Origin of the sequence: Nocardia jiangxiensis NBRC 101359, from assembly GCF_000308615.1 — a bacterium.
Lineage (GTDB): Bacteria > Actinomycetota > Actinomycetes > Mycobacteriales > Mycobacteriaceae > Nocardia > Nocardia jiangxiensis.
In genome coordinates, this window is the sequence record NZ_BAGB01000013.1 from 72,368 (window position 1) to 86,839 (window position 14,472).

14 protein-coding genes are annotated in these 14,472 nt (G+C 67.4%); 7 read left to right on the forward strand and 7 right to left on the reverse strand.

Annotated features, from left to right (window positions below; translation table 11 throughout):
* Positions 1-45 precede the first annotated feature (45 nt).
* Positions 46-675, reverse strand: coding sequence for a TetR/AcrR family transcriptional regulator (locus ON40_RS04965; protein ID WP_085997646.1), 630 nt, complete (start codon positions 673-675; stop codon positions 46-48).
* Complete coding sequence (locus ON40_RS04970) at positions 675-1,022, reverse strand: SPW repeat domain-containing protein (protein WP_040818952.1); 348 nt, start codon at positions 1,020-1,022, stop codon at positions 675-677. Before ON40_RS04970 ends, ON40_RS04965 begins: the two co-directional genes overlap by 1 nt.
* Positions 1,023-1,246: 224 nt before the next feature.
* On the opposite strand from ON40_RS04970, the gene ON40_RS04975 reads away from it, so the two are divergent.
* Both ON40_RS04975 and ON40_RS04980 read left to right on the forward strand, forming a co-directional pair.
* The gene (locus tag ON40_RS04975; protein ID WP_040818955.1) at positions 1,247-2,431 is read left to right on the forward strand and encodes an NAD(P)/FAD-dependent oxidoreductase; all 1,185 of its coding nucleotides are present in this window, start codon (positions 1,247-1,249) and stop codon (positions 2,429-2,431) included.
* Between the two features lie 75 nt (positions 2,432-2,506).
* On the forward strand, positions 2,507-3,283 hold the full coding sequence (locus tag ON40_RS04980; RefSeq protein WP_040819442.1) for a glutamate racemase: 777 nt from the start codon (positions 2,507-2,509) through the stop codon (positions 3,281-3,283).
* 177 nt (positions 3,284-3,460) lie between these two features.
* On the opposite strand, the gene ON40_RS04985 is transcribed toward ON40_RS04980, so the two are convergent.
* The gene (locus ON40_RS04985) at positions 3,461-4,534 is read right to left on the reverse strand and encodes a ferredoxin--NADP reductase (protein WP_040818958.1); all 1,074 of its coding nucleotides are present in this window, start codon (positions 4,532-4,534) and stop codon (positions 3,461-3,463) included.
* Between the two features lie 58 nt (positions 4,535-4,592).
* On the reverse strand, positions 4,593-5,237 hold the full coding sequence (gene mftR2, locus ON40_RS04990; RefSeq protein ID WP_051192698.1) for a mycofactocin system transcriptional regulator MftR2: 645 nt from the start codon (positions 5,235-5,237) through the stop codon (positions 4,593-4,595).
* A gap of 396 nt (positions 5,238-5,633) precedes the next feature.
* On the opposite strand from mftR2, the gene mftF reads away from it, so the two are divergent.
* Entirely contained in the window at positions 5,634-6,992 is a 1,359-nt protein-coding gene (gene mftF, locus ON40_RS04995) for a mycofactocin biosynthesis glycosyltransferase MftF (protein ID WP_051192699.1), read from the forward strand.
* Between the two features lie 3 nt (positions 6,993-6,995).
* On the opposite strand, the gene ON40_RS05000 is transcribed toward mftF, so the two are convergent.
* From ON40_RS05000 to ON40_RS05010, 3 genes are all read right to left on the reverse strand, one after another.
* Positions 6,996-7,964, reverse strand: coding sequence for an NAD-dependent epimerase/dehydratase family protein (locus ON40_RS05000; RefSeq protein ID WP_040818962.1), 969 nt, complete (start codon positions 7,962-7,964; stop codon positions 6,996-6,998).
* Positions 7,961-8,401: a MerR family transcriptional regulator gene (locus tag ON40_RS05005; RefSeq protein WP_040818965.1), complete on the reverse strand. Its 441-nt coding sequence runs from the start codon at positions 8,399-8,401 to the stop codon at positions 7,961-7,963. The genes ON40_RS05000 and ON40_RS05005 overlap by 4 nt, the downstream gene beginning before the upstream one ends.
* 286 nt (positions 8,402-8,687) lie before the next feature.
* Positions 8,688-9,587: a lipase family alpha/beta hydrolase gene (locus ON40_RS05010; protein ID WP_169541825.1), complete on the reverse strand. Its 900-nt coding sequence runs from the start codon at positions 9,585-9,587 to the stop codon at positions 8,688-8,690.
* Between the two features lie 710 nt (positions 9,588-10,297).
* Here ON40_RS05010 and ON40_RS05015 point away from each other — a divergent pair.
* The 4 genes from ON40_RS05015 to ON40_RS05030 all read left to right on the forward strand — a co-directional run bounded on the left by ON40_RS05015 (position 10,298) and on the right by ON40_RS05030 (position 14,453).
* Positions 10,298-10,570: a hypothetical protein gene (locus ON40_RS05015; protein WP_040818970.1), complete on the forward strand. Its 273-nt coding sequence runs from the start codon at positions 10,298-10,300 to the stop codon at positions 10,568-10,570.
* A gap of 64 nt (positions 10,571-10,634) precedes the next feature.
* On the forward strand, positions 10,635-11,351 hold the full coding sequence (locus ON40_RS05020; protein WP_040818973.1) for an NUDIX hydrolase: 717 nt from the start codon (positions 10,635-10,637) through the stop codon (positions 11,349-11,351).
* 124 nt (positions 11,352-11,475) lie between these two features.
* On the forward strand, positions 11,476-13,686 hold the full coding sequence (locus tag ON40_RS05025; RefSeq protein ID WP_083895442.1) for a glycosyltransferase family 39 protein: 2,211 nt from the start codon (positions 11,476-11,478) through the stop codon (positions 13,684-13,686).
* A 116-nt stretch (positions 13,687-13,802) separates the two neighbouring features.
* The gene (locus ON40_RS05030; protein ID WP_157186198.1) at positions 13,803-14,453 is read left to right on the forward strand and encodes a hypothetical protein; all 651 of its coding nucleotides are present in this window, start codon (positions 13,803-13,805) and stop codon (positions 14,451-14,453) included.
* The last annotated feature ends 19 nt before the right edge of the window (positions 14,454-14,472 follow it).

Genomic DNA, 14,472 nt, shown 5'->3' on the forward strand with positions numbered 1-14,472 from the left:
CGTTTCGCCACGCCGGAGGATTCGCCGGCCGAGCGCGGAAACCGCTCAGCCCAGATGGGTCATGCCCGCGGCGACGACCTTCGAGATGCTCAGGATCTCGTCGGCGGTCGGCAGGCTCAGACCATCCAGGGTGTGCAGCCGGTCGGTGGTGGCGATGGCCAACATCGCCGAGACCCACGCGCCCGCGCAGGCGCGCAACGTGCCGGGCTGCACCGGCCCCGGCGCACTGGCTTGCAGCACCCGCGCGGTGATGTCGAGCAGCTGATCGCGCATGCGCCGCAACTGCTTACGAACGTCGGGATGGGTGTCGGCCTCGCGCCACATGATGACGCGCAGCACCGAGGAATGGTGATCGCGCAGATTCAGCGCGGCATCCAGGGCGATCAGGCTCCCCGCCGGATCCCCCGGGGAGACGACGGCATCGATGTCGTCGAGCGGGTTGGCCGGAATCCGCTCGGCCATCAGCGCCGACAGGATCGAGTCCTTGGTCGGGAAGTAATAGAAGACCAGCCCTTTGGGCACACCTGCGGTCGTGGCGATCGCCGCGGTCGCGGTGGCGTCGAATCCGTGTGTCGCGAAAAGACTTTCGGCGGCATCCAGGATGAGCTGCCGGGCGTCGCCGTCGACCTTCTTACTGCGGCGACGCCCCGCTCGATGGGGTTTGGGCATCTGCATCAGTGAGCAGTATGCATCCGTGCCGTGACTTGCGGAAGTGCGGCGACGGCGACCACGACGGTCAGTACGCCGACGATCCAGGACGTCCAGGCCGCGCCGTTGAAGGAGCTGTAGTTCATGACCCATGGGGCGATGAACAGCAGGACGCCCAGCACGCCCATGGCGTAGTCCAGACCGGACATCGCCGGACGCGCCATCTGTGCAAGACCGGTCAGGGCGATGAGCACGCCGAGCACGATCAACGTCCACATGGCTCGATCGTTGTGATCGACCCATATCGGCGACAGCGCAGTGTAGACACCGAGTACGACTGCTACGAAGTCCTGCGCACGGGATTCGGTGAACATGTTTTGCCTCCTCAGGGCGGTGATGTGTGTTCATTTCCGGTATAACTCTGATTGACCGCCCGATCAATACCTGTCCTGGCACGATTCGGTGGCGATACCCGATGCGCCTGGGCGTGGCGGTCGTCACAGTGGCAAAATTAGAACAGGTTCTAGAATAAGTTGGATAATGTGCGCCTTTCGAAACCTGAGATCTGCATAGCCCGCGCCACGTCCGGGGTGACCCGATGACCGGCCGCCCGATCGTGATCATCGGCGCCGGGCTGTCCGGCCTGCGCGCCGCGGAGGAGCTTCGACGCGCCGGATACGAAGGCGGGCTGGTACTGGTCGGCGACGAGGGCCGACTGCCGTACGACCGACCGCCGCTGTCCAAGCAGTTCGTGCGCGGGGAAACCGACGACACCACCCTGCGCCCGGCCGAGTTCTTCGCCGAGAACGACATCGAGCTGCGTCTGGACGTCGCGGCCACCGGCGTGGACATCGTCGCGCGGCGGCTGCTGCTGGCCGACGGAAACGCGCTGGACTACGAACATCTGATCATCGCGACGGGCTTGCGTCCCAAGCGGATTCCCGGGCTGCCCGATGCGGCCGGGGTGCACGTGCTGCGCAGTCACGCCGACGCCGCCGGTCTGCGCGACGGGCTGAGCAGCGCGTCCCGTGCGCTGGTCGTCGGCGCGGGTTTCATCGGCTGTGAGCTGACGGCCAGTTTCCGCTCTCGCGGCGTCGAGGTGGTGCTCGTGGAACCGCAGCCGACGCCGCTGGCCGCCTCGCTGGGCGAGCAGGTCGGTGCGCTGGTCGGGCGGCTGCATCGGGCCGAGGGCGTCGATGTGCGCTGCGGCGTGGGTCTGGAATCGCTCGTCGTCTCCGACGACGCGGTGCGCGGTGCGCGGCTGTCGGACGGGTCGACCGTCGAGGCGGATCTGGTGGTGATCGGCGTCGGCTCGGCGCCGGCGACCGACTGGCTCACCGAATCCGGAATCCCGCTGGCCGATCGGTCCTCGGGCGGCGGTGTCCTGGCCGACGAGACGGGTCGCACCTCGGTCGAGAACGTCTGGGCGCTCGGCGATGTCGCGGCCTGGCGTCAGGGCGGTGTGCATCGTCGCGTGGAGCACTGGACCAATGCTGGTGAGCAGGCTCAATTGCTGGCCGCCGCGCTGCTGGGGGCCGAGGGCCCCGCGGCCGGGGTGCCGTACGTGTGGAGCGATCAGTACGAGGTGAAGATCCAGGTCCTGGGTTCGACTCGCGGGGCCGACGAGATCCGGATCGTCGAGGACGACGGGCGCAAGTTCCTCGCCCACTACCTCACTGACGGCGTGCTCACGGCCGTGGTCGGCGCGGGCAAGGCGGGCAAGGTGATGAAGATGCGCGCCGAACTCGCCGCCAACACCCGTCCCGGGGAACGGGTCGGCTGAAATACGCGGCTCATCCGGCCGGACGAGCCGGGTGCGGCGCACGGTAGCGCGCCGGTCACCAATACAGTGGCGGGTGTGATTGTCGCGCTGATCGATTCGGGCCTCGGACTGCTGACCACCGGGGCGTGGTTGCGCAGGCTGCGGCCCGATCTCGACCTGTTGCTGCAACTGGATCCCGACGGTGCGCCGTGGGGCCCGAAACCCGAGTCCTGGCTCGTGGATCGGGTGCTGAACGCGACTCGGCGATCGATCGAGCTGGGCGCGGAGGTCATCGTGCTGCCCTGCAACACCGCCAGCGTGTCGGCCCTGGAGCAGGTGCGCGCCGAGGTCGGGCCGGGCGTTCCGGTGATCGGTACCGTTCCTGCGATCAAACCCGCGGCGGCCGCCTGCGCGGCGGTGGCGGTGTGGGCGACCGCCGCGACGACCGCGAGCCGCTATCAGGCCGATCTGATCGCGCGCTTCGGCGGCGACGCCGAGGTGACCGGCGTGGCCTGTCACGGCCTGGCCGACTCCATCGATCGCGGCGATCCGGCCGGTATCGAGGAGGCTATCGCGAAGGCCGCCGCACTGACCCCGCCCGACACCGAGGGCGTCGTCCTGGGCTGCACCCACTACCCGCTGGTCCTGGATGCCATCCTGGCCGCGCTGCCGCCCGGTGTGCGGCTGTTCGACAGCGCCGAGGCCGTCGCGGTGCAGACCCTCCGCCGCATGGACGCGCTCGGCCGCCCCACCGCCGGGTCGGGCGCGGTCACCGTCGTCAACAGCGGCCGCCCCGGCGAACTACCCACCAGCGCATCGGCTTTCGAAGCCGGGCGAGTCCTGGGCGCCCCCGTCGAGGTCATTACCGCTTGACCGCAATTCTCGTGATGTGCGCTCTTTCTGACCCGCACGGAGCGAGCCTTCGAGCGACCGTTCGCGGCCGGCTCGCCGTTCAGCACTCGAAGCGCATGGGCGAAGCCCGAGTCTCGAGTGCTGAACGGCGAGCCTCAGGGGCCGCGAACACGCCGGAGCGGAGCGGAGGTCGAAAATTCAGAACTGGATTTTGAGGTGGTCGGTGACGGGGTGTGCCTGGCAGCCGAGGATGTATCCGGCCTCGATGTCCTCCGGGTCGAGGATCTCGGAGTTGTCCATCTCCACCTTGCCTTCGAGCACGGTGCAGGCGCAGGAGCCGCATTCGCCCTCCTGGCAGGAGTAGGGCACGTCCAGGCCCTTGCTCAGCATGATGTCGACCAGGGTCTTGCTGCGCGGCCACTGCAGGTTGTGCACCTCGCCGTCGAGCTCCACGTCGACCGTGGCGGCGTCGGCGGCCTCCTGTTCGCTGACCGCTTCGGGTTCGACGTCCGCGAACGGGTCTCCGGCAAGGGAATTGAAGACCTCGGCATGGGTGCGGTTGCGCGGTACGCCGAGTTGGGCGAGGGCATCGTGCACACCGTCCATGAACGGTTTGGGCCCGCACATGAACGCCCGGTGCTCGGCGAAGGGCCGGGCGAGCGCCGCCAGCTTCTCCACGCTCGGCAGGCCCTGCAGGTTCTCGAGCCAGTGCACGATCACCAGGCGCTGTGGATGTTTGTCGGCGAGTTCGCGCAGTTCATCGGCGAAGATGACCGATTCCGCGTCGCGGTTCGCGTAGAGCAGGGTGATCCGGCCGCTGCCGCCGGCCAGCGCCGATTTGAGGATCGACATGATCGGCGTGATTCCGCTGCCCGCACCGAACAGCAGCAGATCCTCGTCCAGATCCTTGGGCGTGAACACGCCCGAGGGCGGCAGTACTTCGAGGGTGTCCCCGGCGCGGACGTTGTCGCACACCCAGTTCGAGGCGTATCCGTCGGGCGTGCGCTTGACGGTGACCTTGGGGGCGTCGTCGGTGTGCGGTGAGCTGGCCAGGGAGTAGCAGCGCGCCACCGAGCCGGTCAGCTCGCTGGGGATGCGCAGGGTGAGGAACTGACCGGGCTGGTACTCGAACCGCTCACGCAGCTCCGCGGGCACCTCGAAAACCAGCGAACAGGCGTCGGCCGTCTCGTTGACGACCTCGGATACCCGCAGCAGCACCGAGCGGGAGCTGTGCGGTGCAGCGGGGTCGGGTCGAGGGTCGGCGGTGGTCATAACGTCCTCTCGGGCCGGGCGTTCACGCGAAAACATCAAACTAGAACGTGTTCTAATTTCATGATACGCAGCCCTCCTGCCGCCGGACAAGCTGGGCTTCCAGACCGGAGATCAGTACGTCCATGCCGAAGTCGTAGGAGTATCGGCCGCGAAGGTCGCCCATATGCTTGACCGCACGGGCCATCGCATCGGGCAATGTCGCATCGGCCAGGGCAGCGCGGTCGCGCGGATTGACCCGGCTGCGCCCGAACAGATACGTATGGATCGTCGCATAAGCCGACAGCACCGCGCGATCGTCGAACCCGGCATCGGACAGGATTTCCATCACAGCGCCGATCAGATCCAACTGTTTGCCGAGCATCTGTTCGATGAGCACATCGCCCAGTCCCGGATGTTTACGCAATTTCTCATCGATCTGATCGACCAGTTCGCGCAGGCGCTGCTGCCACGGACCCGATTCCCGGGTCGGTTTACGCACACCGGTCAACGCGGCGGTGGCCACCAGATCGAGTAGTTCGCGTTTGTCGGCGACGTAGTAGTAGGGGGCCATCGGAGAGACGCCGAGTTCGCGGGACAACCGCCGCATCGACAACTTCTCCACGCCGTCCTGCCGCACGACACGCAGCGCGGCCTCCACGATCTCCGATTCCGACAGTGTCTGATTGGCGGCGCCCCCGGCATTACGGCCCCCACTGGTCTGCATCCGTCCGACTCCCATAACACCTCGAGACTGTGCCGGTGGTCCGCTCATGCGCACTGGCCCTGACCGCTCATTCGGCGGACCTGTAGCTGTTCACCGTGCTTTCTCTCCGAAGTCTAGAGCGCGTGACCCGGCGGAGGTTCGGTTGTGTGTCACTCATCGGCCGTGCACATTCGTGCGGGCGCACGAATGCATTAGCCAGTTGTGAACTGTTCGATGCCGCAATGCGATCCGGTTCGTCGGCGAGTTCGTTTGCGGCACGATAGCCATTGATCGCGATCCGGTGCGAGTCCGCAGGGCGGCCGGCATCGGGCCCCGCGCCCGGGTGTTCACGCCGAATACGATCCGTTTTTCCGACACCCTGCACCGGAACGGCTGACAGCGCATAACATTTCCGGAATGCGCCATCAGCGACTGCCCGACGGGTTCGGGGTGCGGATCGATCCCAGGGTGCGCGCGTATTCCGGTGGGCGGTTCCTCGTCGGCGATTCACCGACGAGGTTGCTGCGACTCGCGCCGGATGCCGCCGCCCTGATCGGCGACGGGTACCTCGAGGTGACCGATCCCAAGTCCGCCGTAGTTGCCAGACGACTGCTCGATGCCGGGATAGGTAATCCGCGCCCGCGTCTGCTGCCGCGTCCGGAGGAGGTGACCGTGGTGGTGCCGCTGCACAACGACACCGACGGTCTCGGACGTCTGCTGCGCACCCTGCGCGGGCACAGCGTGGTGATCGTGGACGACGGTTCGGACAAGCCCGTGGCCATTCCGCGCACCGGCGGCCGATGCCGGGTGACCGTGCTGCGGCACGATCGCCGACAAGGGCCCGCGGCCGCACGCAATTCCGGATTGCGCGCGGCCACCACCGAATTCGTCGCATTCCTGGATTCGAACGTGGTGCCCCGGGCCGGATGGCTCGAGGTGATGCTCGGACATTTCAGCGATCCCGAAGTGGCATTGGTCGCACCGCGCATCGTCGCGCGGGAACCGGCCGCCACCGTGCTGGGCCGATACGAGCAGACCCGTTCATCGCTGGATCGGGGTCGGCGCGAGGCCGAAGTGAGTTCGCGCGGTGCGGTGTCCTATGTGCCGGGGGCGGCCTTGCTGGTGCGGCGTCGCGCCGTGCTGACCGAGGGAGGATTCGACGAGGAGATGTTCTCCGCGGTCGAGATCGATCTGTGCCGCCGGTTGGAGCAGGCCGGGTGGCGGTTGCGCTACGAACCGGCCGCACACGTCGCCTGTGATCATCCGGTGTCGTTCGGACAGTGGTTCCGCCGCAAGGTATCCCACGGCGCCGGAGTTGCTCCGCTGGCACGCCGGCATCCCGGGACCGCTGCCCCGCAATCGGTTCCGCTGTGGGCGGTCGTGGCGACGGTTCTGCTGGGTATCGCCTCCCGAATCAGTGTGCTGGGCGCGGTGGTGACCCTCGCCGCCGCACTGGTGCGGCTACGCCGGGTCTTCGCCGAACTCGATCATCCGACCAGGGTGGCCGCGCTGGCCCTGGCACGCGGCTACTCCGGGGGTGTGTGGCGCATCGTCTCGGCGATGTGCCGGGACTACTGGCCGGTCACCTTGGTGGCCATGGTGTTCAGCGCCCGGCTGCGCCGATTCGCCCTCACCATGGCCGCCGCCGACGGCCTCGCCGACTGGTTCACCCACCGCGACCCCGGCGGCCTGGACCCGTTGCGCTACCTGGTCTGCAAACGCCTCGACGACCTCGCCTACGGCACCGGCCTGTGGATGGGCTGGTGCCGGGTCTGATTGCTATTGGTGGTCGAGTAGGCCGAGGTCGCGGAGGCTTTCGGCGGTCTGCACGATCGTGGTTTCGGCCGGGCGGGGGGACCAGTGGAGTTCGGATTTCGCGCGGCCGTTGTGGATGATCAGGTGCGGTGGTTCGGTGCCAGGAGCCTCCTCGGTCGGGACCCGGGCGGCCAGGGGGCCGAGGTGATCGCGCAGGATTCGGGCCATGCCCAGGAAACTGATCGTCGGGCCGTCGGCCAGCGCCAGATAGCGTTTGCCCGCGGCCTCGGGGGCGGCCATCGCGCGGATGTGCAGATCGGCGACATCGCGGACGTCGGCGACGCCGAAACGCTGACGCGGCGCGGCGGACATCGTCCCGTCGAGCATCGCCTTGGTCAGACCCAGTGACGAACGCACCTGCGCGATCAGGGCGGGACCGAGGATGAACGTCGGGTTGACCGTGACCAGTTCGGTGTCGCCGCCCTCGCGTTCGTGGAAATCCCACGCGGCGCGCTCGGCGATCGCCTTCGACCGCGGGTAGGGGGCCAGACCTGGGGTATCGGGATCGGTCCAATCCTGCTCGGTGTACTCCGCGCCTGGTTTGGGCGAATAGCCGATCGCCGCGAACGACGAGGTCAGCACGACCCGTCGCGCGCCGGAATCCCGTGCGGCCCGCAGTACGCGCAGAGCGCCGTCGCGCGCGGGGACGATCACCTCGTCCGGATCCTGCGACAGGATCATCGGTGAGGCGGTGTGATGAACCTCCTCGCAGCCCTTTGTCGCCTCGGCCCAGCCGTCGTCCGCGGTCAGCCCGGCGGTGACGATCTCGAGGTCGCCGTCGTCCGCGCCGCCGCGCCGCACCGCCTCGCGCACCTGGGCCTCGCTCTCGAGTGAGCGCACCGTCGTGCGGACCGGCCGACCCTCGCGCAGCAGTGCGGCGATCAACTGCGTGCCGAGATAACCGGTCCCGCCGGTCACCAGAACTCGGTTCATTGCAGCACCATCGCTTCCAGTCGGGGGTACATGCCCTGCACCCGTTCGTTCGCCGCGGCTTCCGCGGCGGCGTCGCCGTGATCGCGGGCATCCCACAGCGCGGCCTTGGCCTGCAGATATTCGAGGTGGACGTGCAGCGTCGCGATTTCGGCCTCGATCCGCTCGGCATGGCGGAGCAGCAGATCGCGCTGTTCACCGGCTGCGGCGTGGCCCCGGGTGCGGTTCGCCTGATAGGTGCGCATCTCCGCGATGCCCAGGCCGACGGCCCGCAGACAGGCCAGGATCTGCAGATCGTCGAGGTCCTCCTCGCGATACCGGCGATGCCCGCTGCTGGGATCGCGGTCGACCGGGCCGATCAGCCCGACCTGTTCGTAGTAGCGCAGTGTCGGTTCGCTCAGCCCGCTACGCCGGGCGGCGTCCTGGATGGTCAATGACATATATGCAGGAAAGCAGACTTCAAGCGCTTGAAGTCAAGGGTTGCCGATCGACACGGGAAAGGGCATGCCTGGTTCGGTATTTCGGCAGTTGAGTGGCGGTGCTGCGCGGGTCGTGGGCCGGGTTGGGGGCGTAGTGTGGAGGTTGAGGTGGTCCGGGTGTGCTCGCGGCGGCGCGGGTGGGGTCACCGAATGCTTCGCCGGTGCCGGTCCCGGGGAAGGTGCGGCACCGGCGGAGGTTCGTGGGGGGAGCGCACCGCGGACGGATTCGATGTTCCGGCTCGGGAATTCACGACTGCAACTGTTCGACCACCCAGGCCGTGGTGTCGGGACTCGAGCGCAGGGTGGAGTGATCGACCGCGGGTGCGGTGGGGAATCGGTTCTCGTACACGACGTTCACCACACCGGGTTCATTGATCAGCGAGCAGGTCACCGCGGGGGTGGCGATGCCATCGTTGCGGGTGGCCAGCACCGAGTAGTGCACACCGGGCTGGGTGACCGTGCCGTCGAAGACCGCCCGGTACACCTCGGAGGTGGGGGACATCTGCATGGCTGGCGCCATGCCGGGGAACCTGATCGCCAACGCGGACACCAGATATGGCGCGACCTCGGCCGCCTGGACCGGAGTCATCGGCGGGTTCGTGATGCCGTACTGGGCGAGCAGACCCGTGCCGTCGCAACCGCGTGATTCGGGTGCGAGCAGTACCGCGTCCCGGACCGAAGACGCCCCGTGCAGCACCTTCAGGTAGTACTGGGCGACGAAGCTGCCCGCCGAATGCGCGACGATGTCGACCTTGTCGGCGCCGGTGGCTCTGCGAACCTTCGAGACGAAATCGGCGACCTGCCGCGCTTCGCTGGGCACATCACCGGCCCAGCGCTGCCCCTTGATGATGCCGCCCTGGAACACGAAGGCGCAGCCGCCGTCGGCGCGCAATGCGGTGAGCATCGGATTCCATTGCGCCGCAGTCTGATCGGTGGTTCCGTCGGCGCCGGGGAGCACGATCACCGGATGCGGCCGATGCGGACCGGGCGCGCAGTTCACCGGTGGCTCGATCACAGTGCCCGCCGGAATGGCCGAGGTATTGCTCCGGATCGGCGACTCGATACCGGGATCTGCCGAGGGCCCGATCGGCGCGGCGACGGCCGGTGCGGCCACGATCGCCGCCACCCCCGTCAGTGCGATGCTCATCAGCGCGATTCGAGCGCGCAACGTTGTCCTCATCTGCGGCACAGCCTTTCGATACTGTCCGAACCATCCCGACCCGGTGTGACCGGCGCACCGTGCTGCCGACACCGGACTCTGTGGCGGGATGGGCCCCCTGATACCCGTGGATCGGGCCACCCCCCGAAACTGTCCCTTATCGCACCAGCGTCATCCGCCCATGTCAATGGCTATTCGGCGTGGTGACGCAAACGCGCCGCTGGAAGGGGTGCGTTCGGAGCTCGCAGGTGCGCCCGGTCGCGCGTCCGGGCGTCGAAGCGGTTCGGGACGCGCGGTGGATGATTCGAACCTGAAATATCCGCGACGCATGCCGTATAGTTGCTGAATATTTATGAAAAAGTAATTCTTCAATCAACTTACATCTCTGTGAGTTGTGCATGTAATCAAGGGCTGAAACATCGCCGGAGGCTTGTTGTCGTGTCACCCCGGCCGGTCATACGGGCATTCGGTCATATCGCCCGTCCGGGCACATTACTCATTTGCCTTCGGCAAACCTTCCGATTGCTCTCGATCTTGGGCCGTATCTCGAACGTAACCCAAGGTGCGGGCAGGTTTTGTTAATGTCGGCATACGCTGTTGATCCCGAAGTTGAAGGTTGGCATTAATTCGATCCGAAGTCGTTCGGAAGAGTGTCTCGGAATGCGTTCCGGGGTTGTCGTACGAAGGGGTGCGCTGTAATGAGCCAGAGCTGGAACCGGCGGCGGGAGGCCGCGGAGATCCTGGTGGAACAACAGTCAGGAGATGTGCTGGTGTTTAACGACAGTGGATCCGCCGAACCGAGTGCGGCGGGCTATTACCTGGATCGTGACGGAGATGTCTGGGAGAAGGAGGCTCAGGGCTGGCGGCTGATCCTGCAGCGCGGAGTCGCGGTGGATCCGGTGTCGCTGTGGGATTGGGTGGAGGGGCATGTGCGTGACTACGCACCGTTCATGCCCGTCGCAATGAACTGATCATTCGACCGGAAGCTCCGCCGCACCGACCGTTATCGTCAGGGTGACGATTACAATCTCGGTCATGGGCAATGCTTTTCGCCTCAACGCGGCGGTCGCCGTCGATCTCGTCGTGCTCACTCTGGGCGCGCGCAACGCGCCCAACGACACCCTGTGTGCCCTGCTCGTGCAGCGGTTGTACGCACCGTATCGGGGCAGATGGGCATTGCCGGGTGGATTCGTGCAGACCGACGAGAGTCTCTCGGCGGCGGCCGTGCGGCTGCTGCGCGAGGAGACCGGCATCCGCGCGGACCGGATGCATCTCGAACAACTCGCCACCTACGGCGAACCGGGCCGCGATCCGCGGGGCCGGGTCATCAGCACCTCCTATCTCGCGCTGGTGCCGAACCTTCCCGCGCCCGCCGCGGGTGGGGATGCCACCGCGGCGGCGATCTGGTCCGCCGAGCAGATTCTGGCCGATCCGGGGCGACTGGCCTTCGACCATCACCGGATCCTGGCCGACGGGGTCGAGCGCGCACGGGCCGAATTCGAGTACACCCCGCTGGCCACCGCGTTCTGCGGTCGCGAGTTCACCGTGGCCGAGCTGCGTCGGGTGTACGAGGTGGTGTGGGGGACCGCGATCGATCCGCGCAATTTTCATCGCAAGGTGACCAGTACCGCCGGATTCGTGGAGGCGACCGGGCGGACCAGCATCCGTGACGGCGGCCGCCCCGCACAGCTGTACCGGGCCGGTCCGGCGCTGGCCCTGCGCCCGCCGATGATGCGACCGCAGGCGGCCTGAACAGGTGGACGTACGTCCTGCACAGCAAGTTCCCAGCCGCGGCACAGCGAGCCTGCCAGACGACATTTCTACGCTCTGGCGGACAACCGGGGAATCCGTGGAGGAAGGCGGGAACATGGTGTCGATGTCCGGCGTCGACGAGGGTGCGGGCAGCGTATCCGAGAAGTACGTGGGTACATCCGGAACGCGGTTCCGGCGAGATCCCGGGAACACCCGGCCGCGCTGGGTGCGTCCGAGTCTGGCCGGACTGCTGATCGCGACGGCCGTGCTGTATCTGTGGGGGCTGAGTTCGGCGGGCTGGACCAACCCCTTCTACGCCGCATCCGTGCAGGCGGGCACGCAGGATTGGAAGGCGCTGCTGTTCGCCTCGCTCGACCCGGGCAACGGCATCACCGTCGACAAACCGCCCGCCGCGATGTGGGTGATGGCGTTGTCGGGGCGGCTGTTCGGTTTCACGGCGTGGTCGATGCTGATGCCGGAGGCGTTGATCGGGGTCGCGACGGTGGCGCTGCTGTACGGCGCGGTGCGGCGGTGCGCGGGATATGCCGCCGGGCTGATCGCGGGTGCGGGGCTGGCGCTGACTCCGGTGGCGGCGTTGATGTTCCGCTACGACAATCCCGATGCGCTGATGATGTTGCTGGTCGTTGCGGCGGCCTACTGCGTGGTGCGGGCGTTGCGGTCGCCGGGGACGCGGTGGTGGTCGGCGAGTACCGGCTGGCTGGCGCTGGCGGGTGTGGCGGTCGGCTTCGGATTCCTGGCCAAGATGATGCAGGCGTTCCTGGTGCTGCCGGGGCTGGCGCTGGTGGTGTTGGTGGCGCTGCCGGGCGGATTCTGGTCGCGCATCGGGAAATTGGTGACCGCGGGTTCGGCGGTGTTGATCTCCGCGGGCTGGTATGTGGCGCTGGTGCAGGTGTGGCCGGCGAATGCTCGGCCCTACATCGGCGGGTCCACCGACAACAGCCTGTGGGATCTGGCCGTGGGCTACAACGGTCTGGGCCGGGTTCTGGGGAACAAGAACAAGCATCAGGCCGCATCCGCGCACGCCGCCGTTACGGGGCCGGACGGCGCGACCGCCGGTGCGCATGCCGTGGCGACGAACGCCCCGACTGTCGCAGCACAAGGTGCGACGGCCGCGACGCACGGTACGGCCACTGCTGCGCATGGTGCGTCGGCTGCGACGCATGGCACGGACGCGGCGGTGCATGCGCAGGCGCCGCATTTCGGGGGGATGGCGCACGGTGAGACCGGGTTGCTGCGGCTGTTCCAGGACTCGCTGGCGACCGAATTCGCCTGGCTGGTGCCCGCGGCGGTGATCGGGGTGCTGGCCGGGCTGTGGCTGACTCGCCGCGCGCCGCGCATCGATCCGGCCCGCGCGGCGTTGATCCTGTGGGGCGGTTGGCTCGTCGGGACCTGGCTGGTGCTCAGTTATATGAGCAGTTCGTTCCACACCTACTACACGATCGAGTTGACCCCGGCCCTGGCGGCGCTGGGTGCGATCGGTGGGACGTTGCTGTGGGAGCGGCGTGCGCATGTCGCGGCGCGGGTGGGTCTGGGTGCGATGTCGGCGGCGACCGGACTGTGGGTGTTCCATCTCCTCGACGAGACGCCGACATGGTTGCCCTCGTTGCGGTGGACGCTGGTGATCGCCGGATTCGCCATGGCGGCGTTGCTGATTCTGGGAATCTCCCGGCTGCGGCGGTTCGGCGTCGTGGTCGCGGCCGTCGCGGTGATCGCGGGACTGGCCGGTCCGGCGGCCTACGCGGTCGAGACGGTGGCGTTGCCGCACAGCGGCGGGAGTCCGTACAGCGGACCGGTTCGAGTACGCGGCAATGGATTCGGGCACGATTCGGCGACCCGGAGTGCGCCACGCTTGGATGCGATGCTTTCCGACGCCGAAAACCGCTGGGCTGCTGCGGCTGTCGGTTCCCAGCAGGTCGGCGCCATCGAATTGCGCACGGGCGCATCACTGTTGGCTGTCGGCGGCTTCAGCGGCCGGGACGATTCGCCGACTTTGGCGCAGTTCGAGCAGTACGTCGCAGACGGGGATGTGCACTACTTCCTGATGAACGCCAGCCCGCAGTCGCACGGCACCGGGCGGGTCACCACGTCGGACGAAGCCGGTGCGCACACCACGAGCGCTCATCGAGACACCACGACAACAACACCTCCGGGCAGCGCGGAATCGTCCACGACGCCCCAGCCCGGACGGTCTAGTGCCGCGTCGAATCCGAGCACCAGCGGTGGCCGGATCAGCGCCTGGGTGCAGGCGCACTACACCGCGGTCACCGTCGACGGTGTGCAGGTGTACGACCTGACGGTCCCGCCGCGGAACTGAACGCCGGAATGGGTGTGGCCGCGATTCGGTGATCGAATTTCGGCTACCGCCCGTTGCACCGAAGCAGCGGCCAAAGTTACTGCGTAGACAGGCAAATGCTGTGGTACACCATTGCTATGAGCGAGGTTGTGGCCGATGTGCGGGGGACTCGCGGATGGTCGGCGGAGTACTGGGGATATCTGATGTGGGGTCTGGCAGCGCTGGCCATTGCCGGGCCCGAGCTGGCATCGGTGTTCGGGGTGGGGGATTGGCCGACCATCTCGGCCACGATCGGACATCTCGAGGCGGCGCATTCCTGGGTGCGTCTGGTGGTGGTGTTCGTGATCGTCGTTCTGGGCTATTACGCGGTGCCGCAGTTGCTTGCGCATCCGTCCCTGCCGCGGATCGTGCCGGGACAGCAGACCACAGCCAACGGGCGGGCCACCCGTGATGCGGAGGCCGTGCGATCCGGTGGGATGGGCTGGTATCTGGTGCTGGCCGTCGGCGGGCTCGTGGTCGGGTTGGTCGTCGCGGCCGGCGCCCGGCACATGCATCCGGGCACCTACGCCGGCGCGTACGTGCTCTACGGGCTCATCGCGGTGCTGTGGGTGATCGTGCCGAGTGTGCTGGCGATGTTCTTCGCGCGAGAAGTACCGTTCCCCACGCTGTTTCGCACCATCGGCTATCTGGAGCGCCGCGCTCACCCGATCGCCGCGATCATCCTCGCCTTGCTGGTGATCCTGCTGCTGCACCTGGCCCTCTACCCCTGGCCGCGCTACGGATCCTGAAGTCGCACCGGAGAATCGG

Bases quoted from the DNA above. Each gene is read 5' to 3' on its own strand.
- ON40_RS05005 (WP_040818965.1), bottom strand. From the start codon at position 8,401: ATGTCATTGACCATCCAGGACGCCGCCCGGCGTAGCGGGCTGAGCGAA.
- ON40_RS05020 (WP_040818973.1), top strand. From the start codon at position 10,635: ATGGGCAATGCTTTTCGCCTCAACGCGGCGGTCGCCGTCGATCTCGTC.
- ON40_RS05030 (WP_157186198.1), top strand. From the start codon at position 13,803: ATGAGCGAGGTTGTGGCCGATGTGCGGGGGACTCGCGGATGGTCGGCG.
- ON40_RS05015 (WP_040818970.1), top strand. From the start codon at position 10,298: ATGAGCCAGAGCTGGAACCGGCGGCGGGAGGCCGCGGAGATCCTGGTG.
- ON40_RS04985 (WP_040818958.1), bottom strand. From the start codon at position 4,534: ATGACCACCGCCGACCCTCGACCCGACCCCGCTGCACCGCACAGCTCC.
- ON40_RS05025 (WP_083895442.1), top strand. From the start codon at position 11,476: ATGTCCGGCGTCGACGAGGGTGCGGGCAGCGTATCCGAGAAGTACGTG.
- ON40_RS04970 (WP_040818952.1), bottom strand. From the start codon at position 1,022: ATGTTCACCGAATCCCGTGCGCAGGACTTCGTAGCAGTCGTACTCGGT.
- mftR2 (WP_051192698.1), bottom strand. From the start codon at position 5,237: ATGCAGACCAGTGGGGGCCGTAATGCCGGGGGCGCCGCCAATCAGACA.
- ON40_RS05010 (WP_169541825.1), bottom strand. From the start codon at position 9,587: ATGAGCATCGCACTGACGGGGGTGGCGGCGATCGTGGCCGCACCGGCC.
- ON40_RS04975 (WP_040818955.1), top strand. From the start codon at position 1,247: ATGACCGGCCGCCCGATCGTGATCATCGGCGCCGGGCTGTCCGGCCTG.
- ON40_RS05000 (WP_040818962.1), bottom strand. From the start codon at position 7,964: ATGAACCGAGTTCTGGTGACCGGCGGGACCGGTTATCTCGGCACGCAG.
- mftF (WP_051192699.1), top strand. From the start codon at position 5,634: ATGCGCCATCAGCGACTGCCCGACGGGTTCGGGGTGCGGATCGATCCC.
- ON40_RS04965 (WP_085997646.1), bottom strand. From the start codon at position 675: ATGCAGATGCCCAAACCCCATCGAGCGGGGCGTCGCCGCAGTAAGAAG.